Origin of the sequence: Hominimerdicola aceti (genome assembly GCF_025567495.1) — a bacterium.
In the GTDB taxonomy this organism is placed as follows: domain Bacteria; phylum Bacillota; class Clostridia; order Oscillospirales; family Ruminococcaceae; genus Hominimerdicola; species Hominimerdicola aceti.
Genome location: NZ_JAOQJZ010000004.1, coordinates 51,036 through 67,027 on the forward strand (window position 1 = coordinate 51,036; position 15,992 = coordinate 67,027).

Below are 15,992 nucleotides of genomic sequence, written 5' to 3' on the forward strand. Positions count from 1 at the left end.
GGCATGACCGCTCCTCTTTTTATTATTACATTTTAGCTCTTTCCTTAGCTCTCTGTGAGTTGCTCAGAATACGCTTTCTTATTCTTATGCTCTTTGGTGTTACTTCAAGAAGCTCATCATCAGCGAGAAACTCAAGTGAATCCTCAAGGCTGAGATTTCTTGGCGGAACAAGTCTGAGCGCGTCATCAGAACCGCTTGCACGAGTATTTGTAAGGTGCTTCTTCTTGCAGACATTTACAACAAGGTCTTCCTGCTTTGGTGAAGCGCCAACTATCATTCCCTCATATACAGGTGTGCCTGCTGTGATGAACAGCTCGCCTCTCTCCTGTGCGTTGTAAAGACCGTACGTTACAGCCTCGCCTGTTTCAAACGCAACAAGTGAGCCTGTTGCTCTCTTTGGTATCTCGCCCTTGTATGGCTCGTAGTCATGGAATACAGAGCTCATGATACCCTCGCCCTTTGTGTCTGTAAGGAACTCGCTCTTGTATCCGAAAAGTCCTCTTGCAGGGATAAGAAATTCAAGTCTCATTCTGCTTCCAACAGGTGCCATTTCCTGAAGCTCGCCCTTTCTTGCACCTATCTTCTCCATAACAGAACCTACGCAGTTCTCAGGAACGTCAATAACAAGTCTTTCGATAGGTTCGCAAAGCTTGCCCTCTATCTCCTTGAACAGAACGTGCGGTGTTGAAACGCCAAGCTCATAACCCTCACGACGCATATTCTCGATAAGGATAGAAAGGTGCATTTCGCCACGGCCTGCGACCTTGAATGCGTCTGTGCTGTCTGTTTCAGAAACTCTCAGTGAAACGTCCTTAAGAAGCTCCTTGAAAAGTCTGTCTCTCAGGTGACGGCTCGTTACGAACTTGCCCTCTCTGCCTGCGAATGGCGAATTATTTACAGAGAATGTCATTTCAACTGTAGGCTCAGATATCTTTACAAAAGGAACAGCCTCAAAGTTGCCGAAGTCGCAGATAGTGTCACCGATAGTGATGTTCTCGATACCGCTTATACAAACGATATCGCCAGCCTTTGCACTCTGGCATGGAACTCTGTTAAGTCCCTCTATCTGATACATTGTAACTATCTTGCCACGATATTCCTTCTTAGTCTGATGATAGTCGCCGATCGTAACGTCCTGATTAACTTTCATTTCGCCACGCTCTATACGGCCGATAGCTATTCTTCCTACATACTCGTTGTAGTCGATAGCGGAAACAAGATACTGCATTGGGCCCTCAGTATCTACCTCAGGTGCAGGGATATAGCTGAGTATCTCGTCAAAGAGAGGTATCATATCCTTGCCCTCTTCATCAGGTGAGTGAGTAGCTGTACCTGCTCTGCCTGAGCAATAAAGGATAGGGCTGTCAAGCTGCTCGTCAGTAGCGTCAAGATCCATGAGAAGCTCGAGAACTTCGTCGCCTACCTCGTTAAGACGAGCGTCAGGTCTGTCTATCTTGTTGATAACGATGATTATTTTATGACCAAGCTCAAGTGCTTTCTGAAGCACAAATCTTGTCTGTGGCATTGGACCCTCGGCTGCGTCCACAAGCAGTATAACACCGTTTACCATTTTAAGAACACGCTCTACCTCACCACCGAAATCAGCATGGCCTGGGGTATCGATAACGTTTATCTTAACGTCCTTATACTTGATAGAAGTATTCTTTGCAAGGATAGTGATTCCTCTCTCACGCTCGATATCGTTAGAGTCCATGACTCTTTCTTCAACAGCCTGATTTTCTCTGAAAGTACCGCTCTGCTTGAGCATCTGGTCTACAAGGGTAGTCTTACCGTGGTCAACGTGGGCAATAATAGCAACATTTCTTAAATCTTCTCTAATCATACATACTCCTCCGATTTATCAAGACACAGCAAAGCGAATGCTTTCTGTAACGATTTGCTTAATATATTTCGCAAAAATTATAAACAATAAAAATTATAAATATATTTTCTCCCATCAAAGGAAAGAAAATCGTAATTTTTCACAAAAAGCCTATAAAACACAAAAGCACCTTGCGAAATTTTCCGCAAGGTAACTTTCCTAATTGAGAATTATAGCACATTTTTGCCGATTTGTCAAGAAAAAAGTATCATTCACAGGTTACGCCTTGTACGGTGTGCCTTAGATTAAATGATTTATGTTTTTGGCTGTTTTACACAATATTACGCCACTGATATTTTACATAAAAATAGTTGAAATCTCGGTATAAAAGTTGTATAATATCAATAATCAAAGATATAACTTTGATAACAGAGATCATATATTTTGAAAGGCGGAATAATCAAATGGCTAACAGAATGATACTTAATGAAACTTCATATTTCGGTGCAGGCTCGATCAGCGAGATAGTTACAGAGGCAAAGAAGAGAGCTTTTAAAAAGGCTCTTGTTGTAACAGACCCTGACCTTATCAAATTTAACGTTGCAAAGAACGTTACAGATCTTTTGGAGGAAGCAGGACTTGCTTATGATATATTCTCTCAGGTAAAGGCTAACCCTACTGTAAAGGTAGTAAAGGCTGGTATCGAAGCTTTCAAGGCAGCAGGTGCTGACTATCTTATCGCTATCGGCGGCGGCTCATCAATGGACACTGCAAAGGCTATCGGTATCATCATAAACAACCCTGAGTATGCTGACGTTACTTCTCTTGAGGGCGCTATTGACACAAAGAACCCTTGCGTTCCTATAATCGCAGTTCCTACAACAGCAGGCACAGCCGCAGAGGTAACTATCAACTATGTTATCACAGACGAGGAGAAGAAGAGAAAGTTCGTTTGCGTTGACCCTCATGATATCCCGGTAGTTGCTATAATCGACGCAAAGATGATGTCATCAATGCCTAAGGGACTTACAGCTTCAACAGGTATGGACGCTCTTACACACGCTATCGAGGGCTACACAACACTTGGCGCTTGGGAGCTTACAGACATGATGCACCTTAAAGCAATAGAGATAATCTCACGTTCACTGAGAAAGGCTGTTGAGAATGACCCACAGGGCAGAGAAGATATGGCTCTCGGTCAGTATATCGCAGGCATGGGCTTCTCAAACGTTGGTCTTGGCGTTGTTCACGGCATGGCTCACCCGCTCGGTGCATTCTATGACACACCTCATGGTATCGCAAATGCAGTTCTTCTTCCGTATGTAATGGAGTACAACGCTGAATACACAGGCGAAAAGTTCAAGTACATCGCAGAAGCAATGGGCATTGACACAACAGGCATGAGCCAGGCTGAATACAGAGCAGCCGCAGTAAACGCAGTTAAGCAGCTTTCAAAGGACGTTGGAATCCCTGAGAAGCTCCACGAGATAGGCGTTAAGGAAGAGGATCTTCAGGCTTTGAGCGAATCTGCATTCGCAGACGTATGCACAGGAGGAAATCCAAGACCTTGCACAGTTGAGTCTATCCTCGGCATTTATAAGACAGCATTCTAATTCAAAAATCTTTTATCTGCCCTCGGTTTTCGGGGGCAGATTTTTATTGCCCGAAAAGAATATTTATGGTATAATACATTTAAAGTGAGTTTTAAGTTCATAGGTTATCATATATCGTAAGATATTATACTGACTTATAGGGAGGAATTTTAATGAGATTACTTCTTGCTGAGGACGAGGTGGAGCTTGCAAATGCGCTTTCGGCAGTGCTTAAACACAAAAACTATTCTGTTGACGCTGTTTACAACGGCATCGACGCATACAACTATGCAATTGCACAGGATTATGACGGCATAATACTTGACATTATGATGCCTGGTATGGACGGCATACAGGTGCTTACAAAACTCCGTGAAAAGGGTATCGACTCCCCTGTTCTGCTGCTCACTGCAAAGTCTGATATTGACGATAGGATAACCGGACTTGATTCAGGTGCTGACGATTATCTTACAAAGCCCTTTGCAATGGGCGAGCTTCTTGCGAGAATAAGGGCAATGACACGCCGCCGCACTGAATTTGCACCCTCTACCCTTACTTTCGGAAACGTTTCTCTCAACAGACAGAGCTTTGAGCTTTCAGGTCCTAACGGCTCTCAGAAGCTTGGCAACAAAGAGTTTCAAATGATAGAAGCCCTTATGCTAAATCACGGCACGCTTATTTCCACAGAGCGTTTCATGGAAAAGATATGGGGCTATGACTCTGACGCTGAGATAAACGTGGTGTGGGTATATATTTCATATCTGCGTAAAAAGCTTGGTCTTATCGATGCAGATATCGAGATAAAAGCCACAAGGGGCGTTGGATATACCTTAGAGGAACATCACAATGATTAAGCGTTTACAGCGGAAATTCGTTGTTATCGCCGCTGTGTGCCTTCTTATCGTAGAGTTTGCCATAATAGGCGGTATAAATGGAGTGAACATCTATCAGACCAACAAGAATGCAGACAATCTGCTGAACATAATAATCGAAAATGACGGCAGATTTCCTGAGTTCGACCCCAAGGGCATGAAGCATGACAAGCCGCAGGATAATTCAGACAGCGCCTCTCCCCCTGAGAGCAAAAAGCCTGATAAGCACAGAGGCTTTAACGAGGAAACTAAGTATCAGACAAGATATTTTGTTGTATACGCCGACAGCAATGGCGAAATAACCAAGGTAGATACAGGACACGTTGCGGCGGTGTCAAGTTCGCAGGCTATAGAATACGGCAAAAGCGTTCTTGACAGCGGCAAGACTTCAGGCACGTCAGGAAACTACCGCTACAAAACAGGCGACACTGACAAAGGCAAGATAATAGTTTTCATGGACTGCCGCAGTGACAGTGCCACCAAAAATCGCTTTTTGCTGGTTTCGTGCGCTATAGGTGCGGCAGGATATGTACTTGTATGTCTGCTTATCATAATCTTCTCAAAGCGTGCCATAAGACCTGTTGTGGAAAGCTTTGAAAAGCAAAAGCAGTTCATTACCGACGCAGGGCACGAGATAAAAACGCCGCAGGCCATAATCTCCGCAAACACGGAAGTTCTTGAAATGGTGTCAGAGCCAAACCAGTGGACGGTGAGCATAAAAAATCAGATAACAAGGCTCAACGGTCTGCTGAAAGAGCTTTTAAGCCTTGCGAAAATGGAGGAGGAAAATCCTGCTCTTACCATGGCTGATTTCAATATCTCTGACGCTGTTTATGACGCCGCTTCGCCTTTTACTACCCTTGCGGAAACAAAGGGCAAAAAACTCACCATTGATGTTGCCAACGGACTTTCCTATCACGGCGACGAGGGTGCGATAAGACAGCTTGTTTCTATCCTCACGGAAAATGCAGTAAAATACGCTGACGAGGATGGCGAGGTAATAGTAAAGCTTTTCACCTCTCACAATGGCAAGGAAACAGACCTTGAAGTTTCAAACACCTGCAAAGAACCACCGCAAGGCGACCTAACAAAACTTTTTGACAGATTTTATCGTGACGACAGCTCACGTTCTCGGTCAAAGGGAGAGAAAAAAGGTGGCTACGGCATTGGACTTTCTATTGCACAGGCAATAGTCAGGTCGCACAAAAGCAAGATATCATGCAAAGTCGAAAACGGCATGATGATATTTACAGCACAGCTTAAATAACTGCAAAGCAGAGTTGGTCACCAGCCGCTCTGCTTTTTTATGATATGACATTTGTCACATGAAAGATGTGACTTTTCTCACTAGCTTTTTGGCGGATAGTATTGTATAATGATAATACAAACTAAGGGAGGTTTTTCTTATGGCTGAAACTGTAGTAAAAATAGGCAATCTGGTAAAAAGATACAAGGAGCTTATTGCTCTTGACCACTTTGATCTTGAAATAAAAAAAGGCGAGGTCTTCGGACTTCTCGGTCCTAACGGTTCGGGTAAGACCACCACGATAAACTGCCTGCTCTCACTGCTGGCATACGATAAGGGCGACATCGAGATATTCGGTGAAAAAATGTCCCCTGTGAACTATGGGGTAAAAAAGCGTATTGGCGTTATAATGCAGAATGTTGCGGTGTTTGACGAGCTGACTGTGTATGAGAACATTGACTATTTTTGTGGGCTTTACATCACCGACAAAGCCACACGAAAGAAATATGTTGACGATGCCATAGCTTTTGTGGGACTTGAGGACTTCGTGAAGTTCCACCCTAAAAAGCTTTCAGGTGGTCTGCTCAGACGACTTAACATTGCCTGTGGTATCGCACACAAGCCTGAGCTTATCATACTTGACGAGCCGACAGTTGCTGTTGACCCACAATCAAGAAACAAGATACTGGAGGGCATTTTACAGCTTAACCGTGAGGGTGCGACTATAATTTACACCTCCCACTACATGGAGGAAGTCGAGCAGATATGCACCCGTATCGCCATAATGGATAAGGGCAGTAAAATAGCCGAGGGTACTACAGAGGAACTCAAACGAATGATAAAAAACACCGAAACTATCACCGCCGAGATACTCCAGCTTCCTGAAAACGTCCGTGAACAAATAGAAGCTTTGGAACACGTTTATAATGTTTCCTATGCCGACAACAAGCTCGTTGCACGCTGTACAGGAGGACGGCACAATCTTATTGAGATACTGAAAATATTGCAGGAAAATCAGGTGGGCTTCGGCAGCGTTTACTCTGAGCAGCCTACCCTCAATGACGTTTTCCTTGAAATAACCGGCAAGGCTCTCAGGGATAAGGAGTGATAGAATGTTCTCACACATATTCAAATACGAATTTAAAAGCTGTCTGCGTCAAAAAGCCATACTCTTCTGGCTCATAGCCTTTCCTATAATACTGGGTTGCTTTTTTAAGATGGCGTTTTCAGGAATATACGAAAAAGATGTTGTATTCAATGCGATACCTGTTGCGGTGACAAATATAGAAGAAAACGATATCCTTAAGCAGGTGCTTGAACAGATATCAGATGGTGATGATGCTCTTTTCAAGGTGACGTATACAGACATTGACAAGGCAGAAGAAATGCTTAAAAGCGAAGACATAAAAGGCATTATAAAGGCTTCCGACCTCTCCCTTGAGTTTGGCTCAACAGGTATCCAGCAGACCATTGTAAAGACGTTCATACAGCAATACAAAACTCAGGAAAAGATAATAACTGACACTGCAAAGAACGCTCCGCAAAAGCTTGATAAGGTCATAGCTTCCCTTTCTGAGAAGATAAGCCCAAATGAGGATATACCTCTCCACGGCAATCCTGATATAACGATACAGTTTTTCTATAATCTCCTTGCCATGACGGCACTTTTCGGCTCGATGTCAGGTCTGTTCGTGGCACAGGAAAATCAGGGCGACCTATCTGCGCTTGGCGCAAGACGTTGCTGTTCTCCAGTGAACAAGCTTACAAGCATAACGGCAACGCTTTTAGCCTTTCATGTGGTGGAAATGATATGCATGGTGATATCGGTGACGTTCCTGAGATTTGTGCTTAAAGTGGATTTCGGCAGTAAGCTCCCCCTTGTTTACCTTGCCGCAGTGCTAGGCGGAATAATGGGAATATCCATGGGATTTTTCGTTGGCTCTTTCCGCATAAAAGAGGGTTTAAAAATGTCTGTAGTCATGGCGGTATCAATGACCTGCTGTTTCTTCAGCGGTCTTATGTCAAACACCATGAAAGGCACTGTTGCAGAGCATTGCCCGATATTCAATGAAATAAACCCTGCCGCCATTATCTCAGACAGCTTCTATTGTCTTAATCTCTACGATGATTACAGGCGGTTCACAGTAAAGATAATTTCAATGGCGATATACACAGTGCTGTTCACCCTTGGTGGATATGTTCTTACAAGGAGGCGTAAATATGCAAGTCTTTAAGACCTTTATGAAAATACTCAAAACAAGGCTTACGTCTGCTATATTATATCTCGTCATATTTATGGTCATAGCAGTAATAATGGCGGATACTGCAAAAGATAACAATGACTATGAGGACTATAAAATGTCCATATCTGTCATTGACCGTGACAACAGTGCCGAAAGCAAGCGTTTGCAGGACTTTATATTCAGCGGCAACAAAAAGGTGGAGCTTGCAGATGATGAAGACGAGGTCATCGACGCCGTTTATTACGGACGTTCCAATTATGTTCTGTATATAAACAAGGACTTTGGCGACAAGATAAACGCAGGGGATTTTGACGGACTTTTTGAGAATTTCAAAATGCCCTCCAGCTACGGCGGACAGCTTTTTGAAAGCAGGCTTGACAACTATCTTTCAAGCGTAAAGGCGTACATGACGGCAGGTGAAAGCACAGAAAACGCTATGGAACTTGCCCAAACGGCAGTTTCTCAGCAAGTAAAGGCGGAGCTTAAAAACTTTAACAACAAGGGCGGAACAGGTATGCCGGCAATATTCGGCTACTATTTTCAGTATCTTGCATACGTTATGCTTTCCATGCTCATTGTTACCCTTTGCCCCGTTATACTGACGCTAAACAGAAAAGGCGTTCGAGAACGCACAATGTGTTCAAATCTGACGTCAGCAAACTACAGCAGACAGACGGCTCTTGGGGCAAGTATCTTGGTGTTTAGCATATGGCTTTTGTTTATGATAGTCGCAATAATTTGGGGCAAAACGCTCAGCGTGAAATTCTGGCTCGCCTGCCTTAACAGCTTTGTATATATCATTGCCGCCGCAGGCATAGCAATGATAATAGCGCAGTTTGACCTTAGCGACAACGGCATAACTGCTATATCGAACATAATCGGTCTTGGCATGAGCTTTCTTTGCGGAGTTTTCGTGCCGCAGGAATTGCTCACGGGAGGTGTTCTTGCAGTGGGAAGATTGTTCCCTGCATATTGGTACACCAAAGCCAACAATATGCTTTTCGGCATGAGCGGTGGAGTATTCAGCACAAAGGAATATCTCATCTGCATTGGTATCGAGGCACTGTTTGCAGTGGCATTCTTTGCTGTGGCTGCTCTGCTTGTTAAGCAAAAGCGTGAGGGTGATGTAAATTCCCTTGCATAAGTTGACAATAATATGGCTGTGTGTTATACTCTTATTGTTACGGAGCTGACACGCAGCCTTTTTGCGTCAGCTAAAGAAGATCATAGATGAAAAAGAGGAAAAAGTATGGATAGATTACAGCTTGACAAAAATGCAAAGCTCACAGGCAGAGTATATTTCAAAGACGAGATAATGTTGCTCGGTCTTTCAGGAAGCGGTGCGTCATTCACATTTGACGGCACAAAGCTTGTTTTGAATCTCAAAGGCGACAATATCGCAGTGGGCGACAATCCTATTGACTATGCAAGGATAGCCGTTTATGTTGACGGCAAGAGAGTAGTTGACGAGATGATCGACTGTGCAGAAAAAGAGATCACGGTAATAGACCGCACGGAAAACGCTCAGTCAGTTGTGGAGATAATAAAGCTTTCAGAATCTCCAATGTCAGCAGTTGGCGTTGAGGCTTTCGCCGAGGGCAGTGCTGAGGCTTTGCCTGAAAAACCGCTTAAAATAGAATTTATCGGCGACTCTATAACCTGTGGCTATGGTGTTGATGATGAGGACGAAAACCACCAGTTCACCACCGCCACAGAGGACGTTACAAAAGCCTATGCCTACAAGACCGCCAAGGCACTTGACGCTGAATACAGTATGTTTTCAGCCAGTGGCTACGGTATAATCTCAGGCTACACAGAAGGTGACGAGCCTATCAGTGAACAGACAATTCCACAGTTCTATTGTAGCTACGGCTTTTCAAGGGGCAATTTTGCAGGAACTGCTCCGCAGGATATCCCTTGGGATTTCAGCAAATATATTCCGCAGATAATCGTTATAAACCTTGGCACAAACGACGACAGCTACTGCCGTGACTACAAGGACAGGCAGGCTGTTTTCTCAAAGCTTTATGCTGATTTTCTTGCGGTCGTTCGTGAGAAAAATCCGCAGGCTTACATTCTCTGCACTGTTGGAATAATGGGCGAGAGGATATTCCCTGCTGTTGAGGAGGGAATAAAGATATATCTTAAAAGCCACGCTGACAGCAAGATAAGCTCAATGATGTTCCATGAGCAGGACGGTGCAAACGACGGCTTTGCGGCAAACTGGCACCCTACTGAAAAGACCCACCAAAAGGCAGCGACAGTGCTTACGGAAAAACTCAGAGAGATAATAAAAAGTATATAACAAAAGCGACAGTCGGTAACGGCTGCCGCTTTTTTGTCATTTTACGCCAATTCTCATTCTGTAGCAGAACGAACAGGAAAGCATGGCTAGTTTCAGACCTGTTCTTTGAAAGCTTTCCTTATAAGAAAACATATTTCAGCACGAAAAGCACTGCAAGCACATACATAAGCGGTGTGATATCCTTGCGCTTTCCACAAACAAGATTTATAACAACGTATGAGATTATTCCAAGAGAGATGCCCTCTGAAATGCTGTAGAAAAGAGGCATTGAAAGAATACAAAGATACGCAGGGATAGCCTTTGTATAATTGCCGTCATCAAACTTGATGTCAGTGATAGAGCTGAACATCAAAAAGCCTACTACTATAAGTGCAGGAGCTGTTGCAAAGGATGGTATAGCCGTGAAGATAGGTGCAAAGAACATTGACAGTGCAAACAGCACTGCGGCTGTGATAGAGGTAAGACCTGTTCTGCCGCCTGCGGCAACGCCTGCTGAGGACTCAACGAATGTTGTGGTGGTGGAAGTACCAAGAACTGCGCCTGCCGTTGTGGCAACGGCGTCAGCAAGAAGCGCAGGCTTTATCTGCGGAAGTCTGCCCTTTTCATCAAGCATATCTGCCTTTGAACATACGCCGATAAGAGTGCCTAAAGTGTCGAAAAGGTCAACGAACAGGAAGGAGAATACCACGACTATAAAATTGAAGATACCAATGCTGTGCATATCCACCTTAAAGCACTGACCAAATGTTTCGCCAAGCTTTGAAAAATCCGTTAGCGACATTGTAGGAAAAAGCGAATTATAGCCGCTTTCAGCGTCAGGAACATACAGCCCTACAAGTTGACATATCATGCCTATTACCCATGTTGCCACTATACCCATAAGAATAGAGCCACGGACTTTTTTGATATATAGGATAATAGTGATGAAAAGTCCCACGATAGTGAGAAGCGCACATATGCCCGAAGTTGTGAAATTCTTGCGGAAGCCTGTTATGGTAACAAGAGTGGCTGAACTGTCAACGCAAAGTCCAGCATTCTGAAGTCCGATAAAGGCAATGTAAAGACCGATGCCAACGGACACCGCTTTTTTCAGAACCACAGGTATTGCATTGAAAATGGCTTCTCTGACGTTTGTAAGAGAAAGCACGATAAAGACGATACCCTCGACGAAAACTGCCAGCAGTGCAACCTGCCATGGATAGCCATAGCCTGCCACAACAGTGTAAGCCATGTAAGCGTTAAGTCCCATGCCTGCGGAAAGCACAAAAGGCAGATTTGCCATAAGTCCCATGCACACTGTTCCAATAACAGAGGCGATACAGGTGGCAAGAAGTACGGCTGTAGGATCCATGCCCGTTCTGCCGAGAATGCTCGGGTTTATGGCAAGGATATATGCCATGGTCATGAAAGTCGTCACGCCCGCCATTATCTCAGTTTTAACATCGGTGTGATTTTCTTTCAGCTTGAATAATTTTTCCGTCATATTTTATTATGCCTGCGTTGCAGACATTTCCTCCTTTCAATATGGGGATACTATCTTATTATACCGATTTTACAGCATTTTTCAAGCCTGATTTATTAAGGCAACACCGCACAAAGCCCGCCTGACGGCTTTGCACGCCATCTGCTTGCAGATTTTCCGTCATATCACACAAAAATCCCTTGACATACGGCAGTATGCCTGCGGAATTTTTGTGCAATCTGACAAAAAATCTGACTACGCATCTGACGCACAATCTTTGCGCGGTATTGCCTTAATTGAATAAAATTTATCATTTAAGAAGCACTGTTACTAACGTCAGACTTTATTTTCCACTGACTATTGAGCCAATAAATGCGGTTTTCGATCCAATTGAAAAGATCCTCCGCAGAGTCAGGGCCCCACTCTTCGCCTTTTCTAAGGTCGGCGTCATACTCTTTAAGATATTCACGCTCTGTTTTTATACAGCCCTGTAAAAGCTTTTCCTGGCTCATCTCCGTCCACTTTTCCTTGACAGCGTCCATAAACCAATCCTGCTTGCAAAGAATGATAAACCATGGGTTTGAACGGTCGCCTTTTTTAGCCACAAAATTCTTGTCTGTGAAAGCACCAGCATAATATTTCTCAGTGCTGTCATTATATGCCCAGTTAAAATCCCAAGGTGAGGTAAATTTAAGCTTAGGACATTTACTGTCCTTTGAAAGATCGACGCACATATAGAAGCTTCCCTCACCACAGTCATAGTCATGTACGATCTCATAAAGAATATACATATCTCTCACTGAGTCTATATCCATAACGTTAGAAACGGCTTCCTCAGCGGTGGTAACATCAGAGTCAACAAGGTCATAATTTTCATCAAATTTATAATACTTGCCGTTCTCGCAGGCTTCATAAACTATCTTGAACAGATTGTTGAGATACTTGTCAATAAAGTCTATCTGATTTTGCGAATAGAGGTCATTCTTGATAGAATATTCCGCAGGAACGAACTGCCTTGTTTCGCCGTTTATGTCGGTGACAGTGGCATTTTCATAGTCCATGCTTATATAATGGTTATCCTCATCGCTTGTTGCATAGTTGTCAAGCTCAAGATAATAGCCTATATCAGTGTCGGTGCAGCCCTCCGCAGGCTCGGAGATATCCACTCTGTTCGGATTTATCTGACACTGTTCGCAAAGCTCATAAACGCCTTGAAACTCCTCGTTCACATAGAGGTGAACAAGCTGACCGTCTGAGCAGAAATTGCTGTCACCCATGATAGTTCTGCCAAAACGGAATGCGATATCGTTTCTTATTAGATCCCAATCTGATTTCAACAGCACCCAGCTTTTGCACTCTGCGCCGTTATTAAGCCCAAGCATATTTGTCTTTTTATCAAATTTTATCCTATAAGGCACTTTGTTTGCAAGGATCTGACTAACATCGCCGTAATATGCGCTTGAATTTCCTCTTACCTTTATGCCTGCTGAGGCTTCGTTTATCTCCAATTTTTCATCACAATTGAAAACGTCCACCACGCAGGAAGTATACTTCTCCCTTGAAGCTATCATATCGTCAGGGGCAGTCGTGACGCTTATAACAGGTATCTTACTTTCTGATCGTACCTTTTTCTTAAAACTTTCTTTTTCAGCCTTGTCAGCACTCAGGCTTTCATAAGTAGCAGGTTCAGAGTTTATCACCTGTTTTGTGGTGGCAGGGAGAGTTACAACAGGCTCAGCCGTTGTTGTCACAGCCTGAGATTCGACAGGACTACTCTCTGCTTTTGAGCTTTCCCCTGTTTCTTTAGCACAGCTTGTGAGCATTGCTCCCGTCATGACTACTGCACATACAGCAGCGATAATTCTTCTGTTCATATCATTTCTCATATTATTATCTTTCCATTTATTGTGCATTACACACATATTTTTTATCATATAACTTATTCAATTATAGCACATTGACATAGATAATACAATATGCTATAATCATAAAAGTAAGTGGGATAATTTATGCACTAACACGATTATATAGGAGGTTTTTTGAAATGTTTATACCTGACGATAGAAGATATGACAAAATGATATACAACCGCTGTGGGAAAAGCGGGCTTAAGCTTTCTGCGTTGTCTTTGGGCTTTTGGCAGAATTTCAGCCTGAAAAACAATTTTGAGAACATGGAAAGAATGGTACACACTGCGTTCAACAGCGGTATCACACATTTTGACCTTGCAAACAACTATGGCAATCCCTACAACGGCTCGGCAGAGGAAAACTTCGGCAGGATACTCGATCGTGGCATGAGAGAGTTCCGTGACGAGATGTGTATTTCCACCAAGGCAGGCTATGAAATGTGGGCAGGTCCATACGGTGACAGAAACGGCTCGAGAAAATATCTCACGGCAAGCCTTGACCAATCTCTAAAAAGAATGGGGCTTGAATATGTTGACATTTTCTATCACCATGTAAGAGATCCCGAAACGCCTCTTGAAGAGACTGCCCTTGCACTTGACAATGCAGTAAGACAGGGCAAGGCGCTTTATGTTGGCATATCAAATTACAACAGAGCCGACACAGCCGAAATGCTGAAAATTTTCCGAGAGCTCAGAACTCCTTTTATTATTAATCAGCCCTCATATTCCATACTCAACCGCTGGATAGAGGACGATAAGCTTGACAGCCTTGCACTTTCTGAGGGCTTTGGCATTGCAGTGTTCTCACCGCTGTATCAGGGCTTTCTCACAAGCAAATATCTAAAAGGCATACCGGCAGATTCAAGGGTAGGCAGAGGCGAAACATGGATAGGCAATGAGCTTAACGACAAAATGATAGAAAAGCTCAACAAGCTTAATGATATCGCTGCTTCGAGGGGACAGACCCTTTCGCAAATGGCACTTTCATGGGTGCTTCACAACAAGGCTGTTACTACTGTGCTTATCGGTGCAAGCCGTCCTGAGCAGATAACGGAAAACATAGGCTGTCTTGACCGCCTTGACTTCACAGAGGCTGAACTTGCAGAGATAGACAGGCTTGCGAAGATGTAATAAAAAAGCTGTCAGAGCCACTGCCCTGACAGCTTTTTTTATGCGTTATAATAGCGAACGTAATCGTCAAGCACATCTGCCGTAAGCTCAAAAGGATAATTTTTAAGCTTGGCAGGGTTGGCAAGTATTCCGTCCCTGTCCTTTTTCCAAAGCTCCTCTGACATATCAAGCTTGCCAAAAAGCGTCCTGATATAGTCCCTGAAAGCGTCAAGATCATCAAAGTCAAGAAGCTGTTTTACAACATACTCAGCTTCGATGCTGTCACCGTATTTTTTCAAAAAGCCTGACAGAAAAACGCCTACTGCCTTGCCGTGGGGTACGCCATTTTCATATGTCAAAGTGTAGCTCAGACCGTGAGGTATGCTTGTGCCTGTGTAGGCTATCGCCATGCCTGCAAGCACTGATGCCTGCATGAAAGTTGAGAACTCATCATCGGTCATATGAGCAAATCTCTCATCAGTTTCAAGACAGCCCTTACAGCTTGCCCAAAGCCTCATACCCTCCTCAGCGTATGCACGGCTGAACGCATTTGCGTTGGTGTTGAGCCGTGACTCTATCATGTGAGCAAGTGCGTCAACGCAGGTGCTTTTCATGCCGCTGTATGAGGAGGTTTTAAGATAGCTGTAGTCAACCAATGCAAGTGACGGGAAAATTTTGTGGGCAATAGATTTCTTGGTCTGCTTAATGTGGGACGTCAGGATAGAATAAGGTGTAGCCTCCGAGCCTGTTCCGCAGGTGGTAGGCACACAGACTATAGGGTAAAAAGGTAGTTTCGCAGGAGTGTAAAGAAGCTCCTCCACCTTGGCAATGCTATCTGGAAGCTCACACTTCTCAGCTTTTACAACGCTCTCGCTTTCGGAAAACTCGGCATTTTCGCAAACTATCCCATTCTTAGCAAGCATTGATATCGCCTTGCTTGCGTCCATTGGCGAACCTCCGCCCACTGCCACGAACATATCCACGCCGTATTTTACCGCCGCCGTTGCCGCTGTGTAAACAGTTTCCACAGATGGGTTTTCCTCAATATCATTATATATCACATATCCAATGCCCTGACTTTCAAGCACTGCCTTGACATCATCAAGAGAACCATTCACCGCAGAAGAATGTCTGCCTGTGACTATCATGGCTTTTTTGCCAAGTTCCGCTATCTCGCCCCCGTGATTTTTTACCGCTCCATTTTCTATGTAAATATCTGTAGGTATATTTCTCATTTTTTACGCTCCTTTTGGCTTTTTATCCATTATAGCACCTTTGACGGCGATTTTCAAGCCTCGTCATTGTAGCACATATGCGCTATGATATTAGTAACAAATCATGGAGGAAAAAGTTATGTACTTCACAACGGCAAAAGGTATACTCTCGCAAAAAAAACGGCATGAATTTATATCGTGGCTGCACATAACGGTC

At 43.8% G+C, this 15,992-nt stretch carries 12 protein-coding genes; 8 read left to right on the forward strand and 4 right to left on the reverse strand.

Annotated elements, in window-relative coordinates:
- Positions 1-25: 25 nt before the first annotated feature.
- Positions 26-1,843: a translational GTPase TypA gene (gene typA, locus OCV57_RS05275; protein ID WP_022287673.1), complete on the reverse strand. Its 1,818-nt coding sequence runs from the start codon at positions 1,841-1,843 to the stop codon at positions 26-28.
- A 443-nt stretch (positions 1,844-2,286) separates the two neighbouring features.
- On the opposite strand from typA, the gene fucO reads away from it, so the two are divergent.
- From fucO to OCV57_RS05310, 7 genes are all read left to right on the forward strand, one after another.
- Positions 2,287-3,435, forward strand: a complete 1,149-nt coding sequence (fucO, locus tag OCV57_RS05280; RefSeq protein WP_195552189.1) for a lactaldehyde reductase — start codon at positions 2,287-2,289, stop codon at positions 3,433-3,435.
- A gap of 152 nt (positions 3,436-3,587) precedes the next feature.
- Positions 3,588-4,268, forward strand: coding sequence for a response regulator transcription factor (locus tag OCV57_RS05285; RefSeq protein WP_267300689.1), 681 nt, complete (start codon positions 3,588-3,590; stop codon positions 4,266-4,268).
- A complete protein-coding gene (locus OCV57_RS05290; RefSeq protein WP_267300691.1) occupies positions 4,261-5,553 on the forward strand; it encodes a sensor histidine kinase in 1,293 nt (430 codons plus the stop codon). The genes OCV57_RS05285 and OCV57_RS05290 overlap by 8 nt, the downstream gene beginning before the upstream one ends.
- 139 nt (positions 5,554-5,692) lie before the next feature.
- Positions 5,693-6,640, forward strand: coding sequence for an ABC transporter ATP-binding protein (locus OCV57_RS05295; RefSeq protein ID WP_267300693.1), 948 nt, complete (start codon positions 5,693-5,695; stop codon positions 6,638-6,640).
- A 4-nt stretch (positions 6,641-6,644) separates the two neighbouring features.
- Entirely contained in the window at positions 6,645-7,766 is a 1,122-nt protein-coding gene (locus tag OCV57_RS05300) for an ABC transporter permease (protein ID WP_256322236.1), read from the forward strand.
- Positions 7,753-8,919: an ABC transporter permease gene (locus tag OCV57_RS05305; RefSeq protein ID WP_267300696.1), complete on the forward strand. Its 1,167-nt coding sequence runs from the start codon at positions 7,753-7,755 to the stop codon at positions 8,917-8,919. The genes OCV57_RS05300 and OCV57_RS05305 overlap by 14 nt, the downstream gene beginning before the upstream one ends.
- Before the next feature lie 105 nt (positions 8,920-9,024).
- Entirely contained in the window at positions 9,025-10,080 is a 1,056-nt protein-coding gene (locus OCV57_RS05310) for an SGNH/GDSL hydrolase family protein (protein ID WP_267300697.1), read from the forward strand.
- Positions 10,081-10,198: 118 nt separating this feature from the next.
- Here OCV57_RS05310 and OCV57_RS05315 read toward each other — a convergent pair whose 3' ends face one another.
- Both OCV57_RS05315 and OCV57_RS05320 read right to left on the reverse strand, forming a co-directional pair.
- Positions 10,199-11,563, reverse strand: a complete 1,365-nt coding sequence (locus OCV57_RS05315) for an NCS2 family permease (protein WP_038671310.1) — start codon at positions 11,561-11,563, stop codon at positions 10,199-10,201.
- Between the two features lie 293 nt (positions 11,564-11,856).
- Positions 11,857-13,428: a CotH kinase family protein gene (locus OCV57_RS05320; protein WP_267300698.1), complete on the reverse strand. Its 1,572-nt coding sequence runs from the start codon at positions 13,426-13,428 to the stop codon at positions 11,857-11,859.
- 158 nt (positions 13,429-13,586) lie between these two features.
- Between OCV57_RS05320 and OCV57_RS05325 the strand changes: the two genes are divergently transcribed.
- Positions 13,587-14,582 (forward strand): aldo/keto reductase, encoded by a 996-nt coding sequence (locus OCV57_RS05325; protein WP_267300699.1) that lies wholly within the window; start codon positions 13,587-13,589, stop codon positions 14,580-14,582.
- A 38-nt stretch (positions 14,583-14,620) separates the two neighbouring features.
- On the opposite strand, the gene OCV57_RS05330 is transcribed toward OCV57_RS05325, so the two are convergent.
- Positions 14,621-15,796, reverse strand: coding sequence for an iron-containing alcohol dehydrogenase family protein (locus OCV57_RS05330; RefSeq protein ID WP_267300700.1), 1,176 nt, complete (start codon positions 15,794-15,796; stop codon positions 14,621-14,623).
- Positions 15,797-15,992: the final 196 nt, after the last annotated feature.